Source organism: Paenibacillus caseinilyticus (assembly GCF_027533645.1).
GTDB lineage: Bacteria > Bacillota > Bacilli > Paenibacillales > NBRC-103111 > Paenibacillus_G > Paenibacillus_G caseinilyticus.
This window is the reverse complement of sequence record NZ_JAQAGY010000028.1, coordinates 74,887-91,911: the sequence shown is the minus strand read 5'-3', so window position 1 is coordinate 91,911 and position 17,025 is coordinate 74,887. Positions and strand designations below refer to the sequence as shown.

18 protein-coding genes, 2 tRNA genes, 1 rRNA gene and 1 riboswitch are annotated in these 17,025 nt (G+C 52.7%); of the genes, 17 read left to right on the top strand and 4 right to left on the bottom strand.

The window, feature by feature from the left end; genetic code table 11:
- Window positions 1–2 precede the first annotated feature (2 nt).
- From rrf to O9H32_RS28485, 10 genes are all read left to right on the top strand, one after another.
- Window positions 3–119 (top strand): 5S ribosomal RNA (gene rrf, locus O9H32_RS28530).
- A 182-nt stretch (window positions 120–301) separates the two neighbouring features.
- Window positions 302–1,759, top strand: coding sequence for an IMP dehydrogenase (gene guaB / locus O9H32_RS28525; RefSeq protein ID WP_269869513.1), 1,458 nt, complete (start codon window positions 302–304; stop codon window positions 1,757–1,759).
- Window positions 1,760–1,900: 141 nt separating this feature from the next.
- Window positions 1,901–3,205 (top strand): D-alanyl-D-alanine carboxypeptidase family protein, encoded by a 1,305-nt coding sequence (locus tag O9H32_RS28520; protein ID WP_269869512.1) that lies wholly within the window; start codon window positions 1,901–1,903, stop codon window positions 3,203–3,205.
- A 118-nt stretch (window positions 3,206–3,323) separates the two neighbouring features.
- Window positions 3,324–4,205: a pyridoxal 5'-phosphate synthase lyase subunit PdxS gene (pdxS, locus tag O9H32_RS28515; RefSeq protein ID WP_269869511.1), complete on the top strand. Its 882-nt coding sequence runs from the start codon at window positions 3,324–3,326 to the stop codon at window positions 4,203–4,205.
- 45 nt (window positions 4,206–4,250) lie between these two features.
- Window positions 4,251–4,823, top strand: a complete 573-nt coding sequence (gene pdxT / locus O9H32_RS28510; protein WP_269869510.1) for a pyridoxal 5'-phosphate synthase glutaminase subunit PdxT — start codon at window positions 4,251–4,253, stop codon at window positions 4,821–4,823.
- Between the two features lie 11 nt (window positions 4,824–4,834).
- On the top strand, window positions 4,835–6,121 hold the full coding sequence (serS, locus tag O9H32_RS28505) for a serine--tRNA ligase (protein WP_269869509.1): 1,287 nt from the start codon (window positions 4,835–4,837) through the stop codon (window positions 6,119–6,121).
- 47 nt (window positions 6,122–6,168) lie between these two features.
- Window positions 6,169–6,256 (top strand) — tRNA-Ser (locus O9H32_RS28500).
- A 325-nt stretch (window positions 6,257–6,581) separates the two neighbouring features.
- Window positions 6,582–6,929: a hypothetical protein gene (locus O9H32_RS28495; protein ID WP_269869508.1), complete on the top strand. Its 348-nt coding sequence runs from the start codon at window positions 6,582–6,584 to the stop codon at window positions 6,927–6,929.
- 17 nt (window positions 6,930–6,946) lie between these two features.
- Window positions 6,947–7,129: a hypothetical protein gene (locus tag O9H32_RS28490; RefSeq protein WP_269869507.1), complete on the top strand. Its 183-nt coding sequence runs from the start codon at window positions 6,947–6,949 to the stop codon at window positions 7,127–7,129.
- 24 nt (window positions 7,130–7,153) lie between these two features.
- The gene (locus O9H32_RS28485; protein ID WP_269869506.1) at window positions 7,154–7,297 is read left to right on the top strand and encodes a small acid-soluble spore protein P; all 144 of its coding nucleotides are present in this window, start codon (window positions 7,154–7,156) and stop codon (window positions 7,295–7,297) included.
- Between the two features lie 97 nt (window positions 7,298–7,394).
- Here O9H32_RS28485 and O9H32_RS28480 read toward each other — a convergent pair whose 3' ends face one another.
- Entirely contained in the window at window positions 7,395–7,580 is a 186-nt protein-coding gene (locus tag O9H32_RS28480; protein ID WP_269869505.1) for a hypothetical protein, read from the bottom strand.
- 134 nt (window positions 7,581–7,714) lie between these two features.
- Complete coding sequence (helD, locus tag O9H32_RS28475; RefSeq protein WP_269869504.1) at window positions 7,715–10,051, bottom strand: RNA polymerase recycling motor HelD; 2,337 nt, start codon at window positions 10,049–10,051, stop codon at window positions 7,715–7,717.
- 154 nt (window positions 10,052–10,205) lie between these two features.
- On the opposite strand from helD, the gene map reads away from it, so the two are divergent.
- Entirely contained in the window at window positions 10,206–10,949 is a 744-nt protein-coding gene (gene map / locus O9H32_RS28470) for a type I methionyl aminopeptidase (RefSeq protein WP_269869503.1), read from the top strand.
- A gap of 206 nt (window positions 10,950–11,155) precedes the next feature.
- On the opposite strand, the gene O9H32_RS28465 is transcribed toward map, so the two are convergent.
- Window positions 11,156–11,231, bottom strand: a tRNA-Arg gene (locus O9H32_RS28465).
- Between the two features lie 93 nt (window positions 11,232–11,324).
- Here O9H32_RS28465 and O9H32_RS28460 point away from each other — a divergent pair.
- The 4 genes from O9H32_RS28460 (at window position 11,325) to O9H32_RS28445 (ending at window position 14,396) form a co-directional block, all read left to right on the top strand.
- Window positions 11,325–11,936 (top strand): RNA polymerase sigma factor, encoded by a 612-nt coding sequence (locus O9H32_RS28460; protein ID WP_269869502.1) that lies wholly within the window; start codon window positions 11,325–11,327, stop codon window positions 11,934–11,936.
- The gene (locus tag O9H32_RS28455; RefSeq protein WP_269869501.1) at window positions 11,933–12,439 is read left to right on the top strand and encodes a zf-HC2 domain-containing protein; all 507 of its coding nucleotides are present in this window, start codon (window positions 11,933–11,935) and stop codon (window positions 12,437–12,439) included. Before O9H32_RS28460 ends, O9H32_RS28455 begins: the two co-directional genes overlap by 4 nt.
- Window positions 12,439–13,590: a DUF6677 family protein gene (locus O9H32_RS28450; protein ID WP_269869500.1), complete on the top strand. Its 1,152-nt coding sequence runs from the start codon at window positions 12,439–12,441 to the stop codon at window positions 13,588–13,590. Before O9H32_RS28455 ends, O9H32_RS28450 begins: the two co-directional genes overlap by 1 nt.
- A 209-nt stretch (window positions 13,591–13,799) precedes the next feature.
- Complete coding sequence (locus O9H32_RS28445) at window positions 13,800–14,396, top strand: DedA family protein (RefSeq protein WP_269869499.1); 597 nt, start codon at window positions 13,800–13,802, stop codon at window positions 14,394–14,396.
- Window positions 14,397–14,452: 56 nt separating this feature from the next.
- Here O9H32_RS28445 and tadA read toward each other — a convergent pair whose 3' ends face one another.
- On the bottom strand, window positions 14,453–14,914 hold the full coding sequence (gene tadA, locus O9H32_RS28440; RefSeq protein WP_269869498.1) for a tRNA adenosine(34) deaminase TadA: 462 nt from the start codon (window positions 14,912–14,914) through the stop codon (window positions 14,453–14,455).
- A 339-nt stretch (window positions 14,915–15,253) separates the two neighbouring features.
- Window positions 15,254–15,341, top strand: a riboswitch (cyclic di-GMP riboswitch).
- Between the two features lie 106 nt (window positions 15,342–15,447).
- Here tadA and O9H32_RS28435 point away from each other — a divergent pair.
- Window positions 15,448–16,158, top strand: a complete 711-nt coding sequence (locus tag O9H32_RS28435; protein ID WP_269869497.1) for a PilZ domain-containing protein — start codon at window positions 15,448–15,450, stop codon at window positions 16,156–16,158.
- Between the two features lie 140 nt (window positions 16,159–16,298).
- The gene (locus O9H32_RS28430; protein WP_269869496.1) at window positions 16,299–17,024 is read left to right on the top strand and encodes a peptidoglycan recognition protein family protein; all 726 of its coding nucleotides are present in this window, start codon (window positions 16,299–16,301) and stop codon (window positions 17,022–17,024) included.
- Window position 17,025 lies beyond the last annotated feature (1 nt).

Sequence of the window (17,025 nt, the reverse complement as noted above, 5' to 3'; positions counted from 1 at the left end):
CGTTTGGTGATGATGGCGGAAGGGAACCACGCGTACCCATCCCGAACACGAACGTTAAGCCTTCCAGCGTCGATGGTACTTGGACCGCAGGGTCCTGGGAGAGTAGAACGTCGCCAAGCCAAAGAGCTCTTTTGGATTTTAATCCGGAAGGGCTCTTTTATTTGCAATTTGCTAGATTGGATTGAAAACCCAGTGAAAATGGACCTAGTTTAGGCTTGACATTAAAATTGGGCATTTGATAAGATTGCAATAATACTTTTCGGGCTTTATATGAGGTATAACATGAAGGAGGATTATTTTTGTGTGGGAGACTAAGTTTGCCAAAGAAGGGCTGACATTCGACGACGTATTGCTGGTGCCTCGTAAATCGGATGTGTTCGGTAAAGAAATTAACATCTCGACAGAATTAACCGGCGCTATCAAGTTGAATATTCCCTTCCTCAGCTCGGCGATGGATACGGTAACGGAATCGGCATTGGCTATAGCTATGGCCAGAGAGGGCGGAATCGGGATTATTCATAAGAATATGCCGATCGCTCAACAAGCAGAAGAAGTGGACCGCGTTAAACGTTCCGAGAGCGGCGTCATCACGAATCCTTTCTCCCTTACTCCTGATCATCATGTATATGATGCTGAAGAGCTTATGGCAAAGTACCGGATTTCGGGTGTGCCCATCTGCGATGAAGACAATAAGCTTGTGGGAATCCTGACGAATCGGGATCTTCGTTTCGTACATGATTATTCGATTAAAATTAAAGAAGTTATGACTCGTGAGAATCTGGTTACAGCTCCAGTAGGCACTACTTTGCAGCAAGCAGAAGGCCTCTTACAAAAGCACAAGATCGAGAAGCTTCCATTGGTCGATGAGAACAATGTTCTGAAAGGTCTTATTACCATTAAGGATATCGAGAAGGCTATCCAATTCCCAAATTCGGCAAAAGACAAGCATGGCCGTCTGCTGGCTGGTGCTGCGGTCGGCGTGTCGAAAGATGTCATGGAACGGACTGCTGCTTTGGTGGAAGCTGGTGTGGATCTTATTGTTGTGGATTCCGCTCACGGACATCATATCAATATCTTGAATACAGTCCGCAAAATCCGCGAACAGTATCCTGAACTTCCTATCTGTGCCGGGAATGTGGCCACCGGTGACGGAACAAGAGACTTGATTGAAGCGGGTGCTTCCATTGTAAAGGTAGGGATCGGACCAGGCTCGATCTGTACTACTCGTGTTATTGCAGGTATCGGTGTTCCGCAGATTACCGCTATCTACGATTGTGCATCGGTGGGGCGTGAATACAATGTACCGATTATCGCAGACGGCGGCATCAAGTACTCCGGTGATGTAGCAAAAGCTATTGCTGCAGGCGCCAGTGCCGTCATGATCGGCAGCTTGTTCGCAGGCACGGAAGAGAGCCCAGGGGAATCCGAGATTTATCAAGGACGCCGGTTCAAAGTCTACCGTGGTATGGGTTCGCTTGGAGCCATGAAGGAAGGCAGTAAAGACCGTTACTTCCAAGAGAATGAGAGTAAGCTGGTTCCGGAAGGGATCGAGGGACGCGTGGCTTATAAGGGACCTCTGGCTGATACCTTGTATCAACTGGTTGGCGGTTTGCGTTCGGGGATGGGCTATTGCGGTGCTAGGGATATCCACGCCCTGATTAACGAAACGAGCTTTATCCGTATTACCGGCGCGGGACTTCGTGAAAGCCATCCTCATGATGTGCAGATCACCAAAGAAGCTCCGAACTACTCATTATAATCAAGGTATACTGGAATTTTGCAGGACGGGAGCTTCGGCTTCCGTCCTTTCCTTTTTTGTAAAGGAAAAGAGGCTTATGGTACAATAGCTAAGGTATATGGAGTGCGTGATATTAAATTTTTTTTATAGGAGTTGAGTTGGTTGTTCGTACGAGCAAAGCGAGTTTGTTCCACCTTAGCGGTTACGTTACTGTTACATACGACATTGGCTGCGGTCCAGCCGGCAGCAGTTCGAGCTGAGGAAGCACCGGTTGCACAAAGCACCGAGCTTCAGCTTAACGCAAAGTCTGCGGTATTGATGGATGCAGCGACAGGACAGATTCTCTATCAATATAATGCAGACCAGGCTTTCCCCCCGGCGAGCATGGCTAAGATGATGACGGAGTATCTGGTGATGGAAGCGGTAGATGCAGGGAAGCTGAAGATGGATGAGATGATCACGGCAAGCCAGTATGCCGCTGATGTCATTGGTTCCGGTGGACTATTGGCGAATAATGAGCAGGCAACAGTGGACAATATGTTCGCAGCGATGTCGATTTATTCGTCTAATGATGCTTCTGTGGCACTTGCTGAGCGAATCGGGGGTTCGGAAGAGAAATTCGCTCAAATGATGAATGATAAGGCGAAAGAGTTGGGTTTATCGGCTCAGGCTCATTTTAATAATGCTACCGGCTTGTCTATTGCGGATCTGGGCAAGTATGCCCCGAAAGAAAACAAACAGGAAACGATGCTAACTGCGAAAGACGCTGCTATTATTGCTTATCGAATCATCAAGGATCACCCAAAAGTTCTGGAGTATACGAAGACCCCTACCCGTAAGTTCCGTGAAAAAGATCCTGCGCCTATGGTCAACTGGAACTGGATGCTGGAAGGGAATAAAGATAATGCTAACTTCAAGCGCTATGCTTATCAAGGGTTGGATGGTTTGAAAACAGGACACACGAATGAGGCCGGGTATTGCTTCACCGGTACGGCCGAACGTAACGGCATGCGGTTAATCAGTGTCGTTATGGGAACACCGACAGAGCCCAAACGATTTGAGGAAACACGTAAGGTGCTGGACTATGGATTCAATAATTTTGAATCGAAGCAAATCGCCGCTGCCGGTGCACCGATAAGTTCCTTGCAAACCGTGAATATTAAAAAAGGCGTGGAAACGGAAGTTCCCGTCGTTACGGAACAGGAAATGAAGCTTGTCGTTAAGAAGGGAACACCTGATAGCGAGATTCAAGTAACGGGACAAGCGCTGGCTGATGAGAGCAAGATTACGGCTCCGATTCAGAAAGGGCAAGTTCTCGGTACGGCTAAGGTGACGTATAACGGCAGTGAGCATACCGTGAACCTGGTGGCTGCTCAAGAAGTAGAGAAAGGAAGCTGGGTCCGACTCTTCTTCCGGGCGATCAAAAACTTCTTCGTTGACACCATCAGTGGGGCGAAAAAGGGATAAAACCAGGCATCATGGGTTGTTTATTTGGAAAGGTTCATGTAGAATTATTGCTTAGTTAGTTTGTCCTATAATACCGGATCGTGGAAAAATTACGTATAGGTTTCAGGAGGAATCGGACATGGAAACAGGTACATCCCGCGTCAAAAAAGGTATGGCCGAAATGCAAAAAGGCGGCGTCATCATGGACGTCATGAATGCAGAACAGGCTCGCATCGCTGAAGCAGCAGGCGCTTCCGCCGTTATGGCTCTGGAACGCGTGCCTTCCGATATCCGTGCTGCCGGCGGCGTAGCCCGTATGGCTGACCCAACGGTAGTAGAAGAGGTTATGAAGGTTGTCTCGATTCCGGTCATGGCCAAAGCACGGATCGGTCATTTTGTAGAAGCTAAGATTCTGGAATCCATGGGCGTAGACTACATTGACGAGAGCGAAGTGCTCACACCGGCCGATGAAGTATTCCATATCAATAAGAGGGATTTCACGGTTCCGTTTGTTTGCGGAGCGAGAGATCTTGGAGAAGCGCTGCGTCGGATCGGTGAAGGGGCATCTATGCTTCGTACGAAGGGCGAGCCGGGAACCGGTAATATTGTCGAAGCTGTTCGTCATATGCGTATGATCACCGGACAGATTCGCAAAATCCAGGCGCTGGCTAAGGACGAGCTTATGGCCGAAGCGAAGAACCTTGGAGCACCCTACGAGCTGTTGCTGCAGGTACATGAGTCTGGCCGTCTTCCGGTCGTCAACTTTGCAGCGGGCGGCGTAGCCACTCCTGCGGATGCTGCGCTTATGATGCATCTGGGCTCTGACGGCGTATTCGTCGGTTCAGGCATCTTCAAGTCAGACAGCCCTGAGAAGTTCGCAAAAGCTATCGTAGAGGCTACGACACACTACACGGATTACGAATTGATCGCGAACATTTCGAAGAACCTCGGCACGCCGATGAAGGGGATCGAGATTTCCAAGCTGCATGTGTCTGAACGGATGCAGGAGCGCGGCTGGTAATTCGTCGTCTGCGGTTTGCGTCATTCGGGAAGAAGGTTGAGAGCGATGAAGATTGGTGTTCTGGCGCTGCAGGGCGCTGTTGCTGAACATGTGAAAATGATCGAAAAAGCCGGAGCCGAGGGTGTAGCCGTTAAGCGTACGGAACAGCTCGGAGAGATTGACGGCATCATCATACCCGGTGGTGAAAGCACAACCATCGGCAAACTAATGCGCACCTATGGATTCCTGGATGCCCTGCGTGATTTCTCACGTCAGGGCAAGCCGTTATTCGGGACCTGCGCAGGACTGATCGTACTGGCGAAGGAAATCGAAGGTCAGGACGAAGCCCATCTGGGTCTCATGGATATGAAGGTAGCGCGCAATGCGTTCGGCCGTCAACGTGAGAGTTTTGAGACGGACCTCGATATCAAAGGGATCGATAAAGATGTGCGGGCTGTCTTCATCCGTGCTCCGTTGATCGACAGCGTCGGCGAAGGTGTGGACGTGCTGTCCATTTACAAGGACCAGATCGTTGCGGCCCGCCAGGGTCATCTGCTTGCAGCCTCGTTTCATCCGGAATTGACCGATGATGAGCGGATGCATGCTTATTTTCTAGATATGGTACGTGAGACGAGGTAGGAGGGATCTCCTTGTTAGATGTGAAATTGCTGCGCGGCGATCTCGATCGTGTGAAACAAGGTCTGGCGAACCGGGGGGCAAACCTCGAGGATCTGGACCGGTTCACTAGTTTGGATACGAACCGCAGGCAGCTGCTCCAAGAAGTGGAACAACTGAAGAACCGCCGGAATGTGGTTTCCCAGGAGGTTGCACAGCTCAAGAAGGCCAAAGAAAATGCGGACCATCTGATCGAAGAGATGAAAGTAGTAGGAGACCGAATCAAGGCGCTGGATGAAGAAATCCGCGTACTGGAAACGGATCTGGACAGCATCTTAATGTCGCTCCCAAATCTTCCACAGGACAGCGTGCCGATTGGTTCTTCGGAGGAAGAAAACGTGGAGATTCGCCGGATTGGCGATGTGCCAGCGTTTGCCTTCGAACCGAAGCCGCACTGGGAAGTGGCACAGGCACTGGATATTCTCGATTTTGAGAATGCCGGGAAAGTAACAGGCTCCCGCTTCGTGTTCTATAAAGGACTTGGAGCACGCCTAGAACGAGCTTTGATCAATTTCATGATGGATCTGCATGCCGATAAGCACGGCTATGAAGAAATGCTGCCGCCGCAGATCGTCAATCGCGATAGCTTGACCGGTACGGGGCAATTGCCGAAATTCGAGGAAGATGTATTCAAGCTCGAAGGTACCGATTACTTCTTAATTCCTACGGCGGAAGTACCGGTAACGAATTACCACCGGGATGACATCCTGCCTATGGAAGATCTGCCGAAGTATTTCGCTGCATTCAGCGCATGTTTCCGCTCCGAAGCGGGTTCAGCTGGCCGGGATACGCGCGGACTCATTCGACAGCATCAGTTCAACAAGATTGAACTGGTGAAGCTGACGCTGCCGGAGCATTCGAATGATGAGCTTGAGAAGCTGACGGCAGATGCTGAGAAGGTGCTGCAGCTGTTGAATCTGCCTTACCGGGTGTTGTCTCTTTGCACAGGCGATATCGGCTTCTCTTCATCGAAGACGTATGATCTCGAAGTATGGCTGCCGAACAGCAATACGTACCGGGAGATCTCTTCCTGCAGCAATTTCGAGGACTTCCAAGCCCGTAGAGCGAACATCCGCTTCCGCCGCGACGCGAAAGCGAAGCCGGAATTCGTGCATACGCTCAACGGTTCGGGATTGGCCCTCGGACGGACGGTTGCAGCGATCCTGGAGAATTACCAGCAGGAGGACGGCAGCGTCCTGATTCCTGAAGTGCTTCAGCCTTATATGGGCGGCGTGACCAAGATCAGCAAAAAAGTAAAGTAGACCTTGAAATTGCTTTTCCAGGTGTGATACAATGCTTCTTGTCACCCGGAGAGGTGGTCGAGTGGTTTAAGGCAGCGGTCTTGAAAACCGCCGAGGTGCAAGCCTCCGTGGGTTCGAATCCCACCCTCTCCGCCATATATACACAAGATAAACGGCTTCGCGGTCCTTTGAGGACAATGCGCGTTTATGAATATAAGATGACAGAAACGAGCCCTGGTGAGATATAAATTTTAATCGTTTAAAAAAACGACCCTCGGGGTCGTTTTTTTGTTGTTACAGCTCTCCGCCACCTCCATTGGAGGGAGAGGGTTTTACACCCTGCATCTGTGACGGTTTTTAAAAAGAAAACTTTATGACTCGGAGCTCATGACCGAATGGCTTGCTGGCTTAATTTTGAGCAAAGGGGAGAGTATAGGGAACTCTGGTCTATCGCATGTTATAAGATGTGGAGGTGGTACAGATGAGCAACAACGATAAACTGCAGATCGACTCCCAGCGGCTCGCGGAGGCTTGGCAAAATACGCTGCCTTCGGTGCTGGATGCATCCGACCGCGCCGAGGTAAGGGCGGATGAAGCCGAAGCGAATGTACTGCGTGTCCGGATTTCTACAGCGGGCCGTACGATGTACAACTTCGATTTTAAGTGTACGTATGTGGATTCCCGTGAAGTGAAGGTGGACCTGGTCGATGTAGAGCGGGGCGGCGGTTCGGTAGATGAGCGCACTACCGCGATTCAAACGCTTGTAGATGACTATGTAAGGCATCTTCATGAGTGTGCTCAGCAGCTTCACGCCTTAACGCATAGGTAAGCGGAGGAGGATCCTTTATGACGAAGAATAAGAGCGGTGTAGACAAAAACCTGCAGAACGTCGTGGACGATCTGGAAGTACAACCAGTGAACAGCCACCAAGCCCAACAGGTGCAGCAGCAAACGAACGATCACCGTCATCAGGATGCGCTGAACCATGATAAAGAACCGCATTCGTTCACGCTGACGGATAAAGACTAACGATACAGAAGGAGGCAGACTTTCATGCCAAAAGATATCCCGCAGCCGGTAAACCCGCCGTCCGGACAGGAAAATCAGGAAGAGCACCGTCAGCGTACCGGTCCTAAACCAGGATCCAAACGGATCAAGAACGAGAATCACAGCCGGCATAATAATGGTGAAGGCTGAGCTCTTTCGAAGTTCATGAAGCCCAATAGCTCTAACAAGAAAAGCAGCCTCTTACAATACGTAAGAGGCTGTGCTTTTATATGATTTAACTATAGATTCACGTTTTCTCTTTCTGGACGACATGGAAGCACTCATTGAGCAATAATTGCGCCATATCTTCGTTATCCGTATATCCGTATAACAAAGCTCCGCCGGCTACAGCATCGCAAACTTCATCAAGCATGGTGCAAATGGAAATGGAAAAATCGTCGTAAATGATGTAGTAGCAAGATTCTGCCGGCATTATGGTTTCCACCTCGATTATGAATTATCCTCATTTTACCACGAAGCATAAAAAAAGAGAACCGTTTTTGCGCAGTTCTCTTTATAATTTATTCGCAAATGCGCAAATATATTGCGCTTTCATGGGATAAGAAGCTAATCGAGCAGTGGGGACACCGGGCCAAGCGTACAAAGGGTGAGGTGGTGCATCGCACGGGTGCAGGCGGTATACAGCAGTTTTCGATCGTTCTCCTTGCCATATTGGGTACAGGAAGCATCATAAATGATCGTGGCGTCGAATTCCAGTCCTTTGGCCAGATACACTGGAACAATGAGGACGGCTTCTGGAAATACCCGTGTCTCTTTGGTAATCAGCTCCGCACCGATGAGCGGGAACAGCCCCGCACTTGCCGACCGAGCTTCATCCTCTGTCTTGCAGAGGATGGCTATGGATTGCTGCCCCAGCTCTCTAAGCCTCGCTACTTCCTGCGCAATGAAGCGATGCAGTTCTTCTCTACTCGAGGCTTGGATGATGCGCGGATCTTCGCCGCTGCGGTTGAAGGCCTCCACGGGTTCCCCCCCAGGAAGAATTCTTCGGCTGAATTGGACGATGTTACGCGTCGAGCGATAGCTCCGGACTAGACGGATGAGCTCTACCTGGTCACGGCCATACAGGTCATACACGACCCCATAGCCTTGCTCCGCCGTGCCGCTGCTGCCAAGCGTATGGGCATAGATTGCTTGGTTGAAGTCCCCAAGAAGCGTCATTCTTGCACGGGGGAACAGTCTGCGAAGAAACGCCAGCTGGAATGCTGAATAATCCTGCGCTTCATCAATGATCACATGGCGTATCGCGTTATACGAGTGGAAGCCTTCCATCAAACCGGTGAGATAAAGAAGCGGAGTAGCATCCTCATAGGGCAGATGACCCTGCTCCATACGCTCGAGCGTCCACACGCGCACTTCCTCCCATTGTGCCGGGGGCTGTATTCCGTGCGAGGCTTCCGCAAGCCAAGGGCCTTCCGAAAGGAGCTGCTTGTAAAGCTGGGTGCCGGAAACAAACCGGAGTGCCTTGATTCGGCTGCGCAGGCCTTTGAATTTCTCGTGGACGACGAATTTGGCCAGGAGCAGCGCTTCCTGCTTCGCATCGTCAAAAGCCACCTCCCGCTCGCCAGCCTGCTTCTGAAGGGCATTGTAAGCCCTCTGGTAGTCTTCCTTGTCCAGCAGCTCGATCTCTTGTTTGACCCAGGCCTTCCTGCGCTCCTGCTTAGCCAGTTCCTTGAGTTCCCTGAGCAGCCATTCCTTCAAAAGATGCAGCTTATTGCTCAGCTTGAGATCGGGGTCGAGGCTGTAAAACTGTTCGGTCATCCGCTCACGGCTGATCAGCACCCGTCCCCGGAAGAGCAGATCCTGGAACAACATGCCTTCTTTCTCCAGACGCTTACTGTAACGCTCGATCATTTCCATGTAGGCGCGCGAAGATTTGAATCGGATACTATGGAGTCTAGGGTGATCCTCAGCATCCGCTGTCGAAGACAGGCGCAGGAGAGCTTCGATCTGGTCGTAAGCATCTTCAACCTCAAATTGGCGGGAGAGCCGCAGACGCAGGTATTCCTGGTAGGTGGTCTGCTGCATATTCGCTTCGCCAAGCTCGGGAAGTACCGAAGCGACATAGCTGTTGAAGAGGGCATTCGGGCTGAAGAGCACCATATTATCGCTGTGGAGCGTCTGCCTGTGCTTGTACATCAGATAGGCGACCCGCTGAAGCGCTACGGAGGTTTTGCCGCTTCCTGCGGCCCCTTGAACAATGAGGACCTTGTGTGCATCGTCACGAATAATCCGGTTCTGCTCGCTTTGTATCGTAGCTACGATACTTTTCATCCGATCGTCGGCATGGCCGCCCAGAATCTCCTGCAGCACTTCATCACCGATAGTGACGCCCGTATCGAACAGGGCTTTGAGCTCCCCGCCGCGGATCATAAACTGGCGCTTCAGCTCCAGCTCACCCTCGATCGGTCCTATAGGGGTATCGTAACGGGCAGGCCCCGGAGGGTAGTCGTAGAACAAATTGGAAACCGGTGCCCGCCAATCATATACCCAGTACGTCTGCGTCTCTTCATCCAGTACCGACCCGATACCAATGTAAATCTGCTCCGAATCGGTCGTCCCTTGCTCGGTGAAATCAATGCGGCCGAAATAGGGTGAGTTGTACATTCGGAGGAGCTTATAGCGCGTATCCTCGGCATGCTGCAGACTTCGCTCCTGGCCGCCGAGCATCATGGATTGTTGGGTGATGGCCGCATACGTCTCCATGATATCGTCCCGGTTCGAGAGGTTCACGGAGATATCGCTCCAAAAATCTTTGCGGGCTTCGGCCACAGTGGAGGAGCGTTCTTCCGACAAGGCTTCCGACCGTTCGATCTCCCGGCGGATGCGCTCCAGGACGATCTGCAGACGCTGCCGCTCTTCCTGCCATACTGGGTCTTGTGTCATGATCCGGCACCTCCTTATGCTTATCCGATCGTTGAAAAAATCAGTGTGGATCATCTTACCACATGGGAAGTTTTTGAAGCAACTGCGTACAATAGAGTACAATCAAGAATATACCCCGGCCTAATCCGTCGTACAAAGCTAGGAGTGAACTGCTATGATCCACTTGAAAACCCCTGAAGAAATCGCCAAAATGCGCGAAGCGGGGCAAATCCTGGCGGCCTGCCACCGGGAGATCGCAAAGATGGTCCGCCCGGGGATCACCACCATGGAAATCAATGATTTTGCTGAAAGCTTCATCGTAAGTCACGGCGCCAGCCAAGTTACCAAAGGTTTCAAAGGGTTCCCCGCGGCCACGTGCGCTTCCGTCAACGATGTAATCGCCCACGGGTTCCCGAGCAAGGAGCCGCTCGCTAACGGTGATATTGTGAAGATCGACATCGTCTGCTGTTATAACGGCTGGATGGCCGATACCTGTGAAACGTATGCGGTAGGCACCATCTCGCCGGAAACCGAGAAGCTTGTCCGCGTGACCAGGGAATGCCTGAACCTCGGCATCTCCAAGGCACTCGTCGGCAACCGTATCGGCGATGTCGTGAATGCCATCCAGAAGCATGCCGAAGGAAACGGCTTCTCTGTCGTACGGGATCTCGTCGCGCACGGCATCGGCCGGGATATGCATGAAGAGCCCTCCTTCCCGCATGCCGGCAAACCCGGACGGGGCTTCCGACTCGAGGAAGGCATGGTATTCACGATCGAACCGATGGTCAATGCCGGCAAGCACGAAATGTTCATTGACTTCGATGGATGGACCGCCCGTACGATGGACGGCAGTCTCTCGGCTCAGTTCGAACACACCATCGCCATTACCAAAGATGGCCCGCTCGTCCTTACGCAATGAAAGAAAGAGCCTGCTTGCACGAAAGGATTCGTGGATGCGGGCTCTTTGCCGTGTTGTTGGATAGGGATATCTTGGAACGGGGGCACACTCGGGTAGTGTACCGCGATCAAGGGGCTTTCTATACAATCTTACCTTAAGAAAACAAAAAGCCCTGGCGGGCCTGCGGCATAATCAACGAAACCTCATCTTGGGCGTATGTATAAGTATGGCGTCCCCAAGAGGACTCGAACCACTATCTGTCCTTTAGGAGAGGACTGCTCTATCCTGTTGAGCTATGGGGACGCGATATCCAAGCAAAGAGTAGTATACCACACCGAAGATCGGGAGAAAAGCGAACAGAGCGGATGAGTATACGGAAAAAAATGATTTGGGCGATTGTGCAGTGAAATAGCGGGGGACGCTCGTCTATCAAGTAGAGAAGGGAGGGGGAGACCGATTACAGAAGAAGCATGGATTGCCCGGATCATAGCGGGAGACCGGGAAGCGTTCCGGGAGCTTGTGGAACGGTACGGTGCCGATCTGTACAAGGCGGTCTATTCGGTCCTGCACTCGGCCAAGGATGCTGAAGACGTCACACAGGAAGTGCTGCTGAAGATCTACAGCTCCCTCCCCCAGTACCGGCATGGAGGATTGAAGACGTGGCTGACACGAATCGCCGTACATAAAGCCATTGATTATAAACGCTCCAGAGACCGCAAGAAAGAACAGCTTACCGGCGAATGGGAAGAAACGCAGGGAACCGGCCAGCTGCAGGAGAGCCCTGTTGAAGCCCATGTGATGCGCCGGGATCGGCGGGAGCGAGTGCGGGAGAGCCTGGAGCGGCTGCCCGGAGCTTACCGTAAGGTGGTGGTAGCCTTTTATCTCGAGGATAAGAGCTATCAGCAGATCGCCGCGGAGCAGCAGATCGCCGTCAAGACAGTCGAGTCCAAGCTCTACCGGGCCAAGCAGTATATGCGCAAAGTATGGAAGGAGGAGGATCTGGAATGAATCATGTGACGCTGGGCATGTGGCAAGCTTTTATCCTCAATTCGCTGTCTCCTGAAGAAAGGGAGGCCTGCGAAGCGCACTTGGAAGAAGATTGCGCTCCTTGCTTCGAGCTATACCTGCAGGCCTTGGATGGTGCAGCCGGGATGCTGCCAGCTCCGGAACAGCCCGCCTTCCAGAATGACATCATGCGCCAGTGGGACGCAGAGCATGAGCGGTTAGCGGACAAGCAGCGTTCCCTGCCGGAGGGCGTGGAACAGACCAAGCGCCCCAGGCCTTGGCTGCAGCACCCGCTCTTCCATTATGGCGTAGCGGCCTCCGTTACCCTGCTGCTGATGGGCTCAGGTGTCTTCCAAGCCATCGTAGGCGCTGCTGATGGGGCACAGACGGTGCGGCCGCCTGCGCAAATAACCGGGGAGCCGGGGTCATATTCCGGGCAGCTGATGGAGAAGACCATTGGCCTAATCCATGCCCTGGAGTCCAAACGCGAAAGAGAGGAACCTTAATGAATATCAATAAAAATCCGATGGTGGCCCTGGTGCTGTCGCTTGTTCCCGGCCTCGGCCACTTGTATAGAGGCAGAATAGCCAAAGGCATGGTATACGGCATCCTATTTTTTGGTTTTGCCCTCGTTTCCTTCTTCTCCGCCGTGAACCGGGAGATCGAAATCGCGCTCGTGCTGTGTCTGCTCGGCATTGGAGTGGGCATCGTCAACTTGGCTGACATGGTCTGGTCTCTGCTCTTCTCCACCCGTCAGAGTCCGCCTTATGCTTATCCGGGACCTTCCTATAGAGTAGAAGGGGAGCCTCTATACGATAGGCCATATGAAGCCCCTTCCCATGCTTCGTACGGTTATCCTCCAGAAGAGGGCAGCGACCGTTATTTCACGGTATTCCTGTCCGTCATTCCCGGTCTCGGGCACTTCCAACTCGGTCTGATGCAGCGGGGGCTTGCCTTCATGGCGACCTTCTTCGGTCTCATCGTCATGACCTTCTTCATTGTGGCGTTAACGAATCAGGACGACTTCTTCGTCTTCCTCGGCGTCCTGCCTATCCTATGGTTATACTGCATGTTCGACTGCGTGCAGCTGTTGAAGCGCAAGGAAGACGGCGAAGCGCTGCGCGATCGGACGTTCTTCGAGGACTTTCAGGAATGGCGGGGCCCCGGCCGGAAGAACCGTACGCTGGCGACGATCCTCTCGGTCTTTCCTGGAGCGGGGCATCTGTATCTCGGCCTGCAAAAGAGGGGACTGCAGCTCATGGGTGGCTTCCTCCTCGGCATCTATATCATGGATGTGCTCCGGCTGTCCCTCTTTATGTTCCTGATCCCGCTGCTGTGGTTCTTCAGCTTCTTCGATGCCCTGCAGCATATCGCCAAGTGGGGCAAGGAAGAGCTGCGGGACGTCCCGGTCGTGGATTGGCTGATCCACCATCAGCGCTGGATCGGCTTCGGCCTGCTCGGTCTCGGCGTCTACTACCTGCTGGATCAAGTGCTGCTGCAGGCGCTCGATCTGTGGGTAACGCCCGAAACGCAGCAGCGGATCATCTACTGGTTCGAGCGGTATTTCCAGACATTCGTCGTCTCTGTGCTGCTCATCGGAGGGGGCATCCGGCTCTTGATCGGGAGCAGGTATCAGCGGCAGGGCGGGAGGCCCTAATGTGATGCGGCTGTGACTGGCCAGGGGATGGGTATTGAAAAGCCGGTATCGGAAACGCTGTGTGACTTCATTGCAACTAGTAACGGCGAAAGAACCGTTCTCCAAGTAGGGGACGGTTCTTCTTGCGTTTAGGGGAGCGGCTCTCCGGGAAGTCTGGATAGAGTACTCCGGTGAGGCCTTAGGCCCTCCGAGAAAAGGAGACGAATCCGATGACGATGGAAACGCTGCTCGGTTATATACAGCAATTCGGCTACCTGGCTCTGTTCTTCGCCCTCTGGCTGGGGATTGTGGGCATGCCCATTCCGGATGAGGTGGTCGTCATGACCGGAGGGATGGTCGGCGCCTTCCGTCTGCTGGCCCCTCTTCCGGCATTCTTGGTTACCTACGTGGGGGTGGCTTCCGGGTTAACCCTCGGCTATATGTTGGGCCGGGTGCTGGGGCCTCCCGTATTGGAGCGGATGAAAAAGAAGAAGAGCATAGAAGTCTATATCGAAAGATCGAACCGTCTGCTGGAGAAATACGGGGCGGTTACGCTCGTGTTCAGTTATTTTTTGCCGGTTGTCCGGCATCTCGTGCCCTATCTTGTCGGAATCAATGGGATGTCTTACCGGGTCTATGCCCTTTACTCTTATGGAGTGGGATTTCTATGGACCCTGCTGTATTTCCTGCTGGGGTATTACTTCGGAGATTCCATTAATGTCATTTCCCGGACGGTTACCCAGTACGGATGGTATATGCTTGGAATTCTGGGCCTGCTGGGCGTTGGTGCCGTATCACTGAGACCTCTGCGTCAGAAGGCGAGATAGAGAAGACAACGGTCTATGCCCGGATGCCTTCCCCCCCGAACTTTTTCTTCCAAGAGTTACTTCTTCCCCCGAAGCCTGCGGAAAAAATCAGTGAGCATGGAGCCGCACTCTTCCTGGAGCACTCCGCTGATCAAGTCGACACGGTGATTAAACCGATCTTCCTGAAGCAGGTTCATCAATGTCCCGGCGCACCCTGCTTTGGGATCGGTCGTCCCGTAGATCACCTGATCGATACGGGATTGAACGATGGCTCCGGCACACATGGGGCAGGGCTCAAGCGTAACGTAAAGCCGGCAGTTCAGCAGACGCCAGGCGTCCAAGTGCTCGCTCGCTTCGCGAATAGCGATCAGCTCCGCATGGGCGAGCGGATCTCGATCCGTCTCACGGCGGTTGTACCCGCGTCCGATGATGACCCCGTCCCGGACGATGACGGCCCCGATCGGAACTTCGCGGATGGCCTCGGCTTTACGAGCTTCTTCGATAGCTGCACGCATGAAATGTATATGTTCTTCCTCCATGGACGGCAATCTCTCCTTCCTGCGGATGTGGACAGGGTGCTGCAGAATGTTATTCTTTGTCAACACGCTGTGGATAAAATTGTGGATAACAAGAAGAGCTGCACAGTACATTGTAGAAAATATCGCATAATAGAGCAAGTGGAAAGCTTGGGACCAAAGTTATCCACACACCCTTAACAATGTGAATAACTTATAACGCTTATACACATGTGAATAATTGGTGTCCGAAACCTGCAAAAAAGCCTTGATGGATGGGGGGTTCTTCACTATAATAAGAACTAGAAGTAGGTATTAGTGCCTATGTAATGGTGCTAAAGGAACTACTAAAATTAGGAATCATTCGTATTACGGCAAACCTGCCGAAAGGCAGGGACGCAAAGCTTAGGGTCTACGGTCCCCATGGGACTATGACAGCCTGGCCGCCGAATGGATTGCGGTACGCGGCGGATCCCTCTTTGCGAATGGAGTCGGCCTTTTTGTCGTAGGCTCTCCTATACATCATAGAATACACAGATGCGAGAGGTGGCAACCCCATGATGAAGACTGCAGCAGCGAGATTAACTTACGATCTCACGGAAGAAACGTACCGGAGCCCCAGCGGTATTATGCTTAACAGCCGGACCGTGGTCGAGAAAGCGAATTTTGTATCCACCGGAATCTTGAGCTATGCGGAAGGCGATATTCTGGAGATCGAAATGTCCGATTATAAAGTGTTTGAGCTGGGCGATACCGTGAAGCTGACCGTGTATTCGCCCGGCGGTATCTATATGTTCGAATCTACGGTGGTGGCTAAGGACCACGGCGCACTGATGATCATCAATCCGCCGCAGAACCGGGACCGTTTCGCCGAGAAACGGGAGAACCCCCGGATCGCTGTAAAGGAAGAAGGATGCGTTATGTCCATACGGATGGCGGACGGCAGCGACCGGCTCTTCGAAGAGCAGGTGGAGCTCAAGGTTCATAACATCAGCGTGAGCGGCGTCGGGTTTACGCTTCCCGAAGATGTGGGCCTCAGCAAGTATTCCATCCTGCAGATGCAGCTCGATCTCGGCTTCGAAATGCCCTGCCGCGCGGAGATCGCCCGGACCGAGAGGACAGAGAACGGGGAGTACTACTATGGGGCCCAGTTCATCGATATGGCGAAGGATAAGGCGAATTCGCTCCGGGCTTTTGTTCTGAAAAAGCAGGTGGAGTCGCATTTTCTGACAAAGCGGGAAGAGATGGCCAAACGGATCTTTAAATAAGCTCAGGTAAGGCGGTGATCCGAACCAATCGTCGGAAAGCCGGAAAAGCAAGAGCAGTAAAGCCAAGTAACGGATGCGCCGCGTACCGTCCACCTCTGTGCAGCATATGCTGTAGGAAAGACCAAGAGGTGGTGAGGATCGTGGCGTTTTTGATGAAATACGAGATTACGCCCCGCTATTTGACCGGACCGAGCCAGAGAAGGCCGAAGCTCCCCTTGTCGCGGTGCCGGTTCATGGTAGCCCACGATACGGGAAATCCAAGCTCTACCGCATCGGCCAATGTAGCTTATTATGAGCGGACAAGGAACGATATGGCCTCTTCGGCCCATCTGTTCGTGGACGACAAGCAGATCATCGAGTGCATTCCCCTGCTGACGGGGACGGCGGAGAAGGCGTATCACGTGCTCTATAATGTGACGACCGATAACGCCAGATACGGTTCGGATGCCAATGATACGGCCGGTGCAGTGGAATGGTGCTACGGGGGGAGCATCAGCCTGGCCGAGTCCTACCGAAGGTATGTGTGGGTCTTCGCCTATGCCTGCTACCGCTACGGGCTTAATCCGCTGACGGATATTACGGCGCACTATGTGCTGGATCCCGCCAGGCGAAGCGACCCCCAGACGCCCCTGCGGCAGCTTGGCAAGTCATTTGCGAGTTTCGTGCAGGATGTAGCCGACGAGCTCCTAGCCTGTACAGTCGCTGTGCCGCCGCAGCCCGATGTGCTGATCCCGCCGGAAGACGCCAACAAGCTGATCGCTTTCCTGTCGGCCATCTATTATGCGTCAGATGCCGGGGAGAGCCGGGCCGAGGTCAACCGGCTGGCCAATGAACTGAGGCGCATCTCGGGTCAGCCGGAAGAGTAAG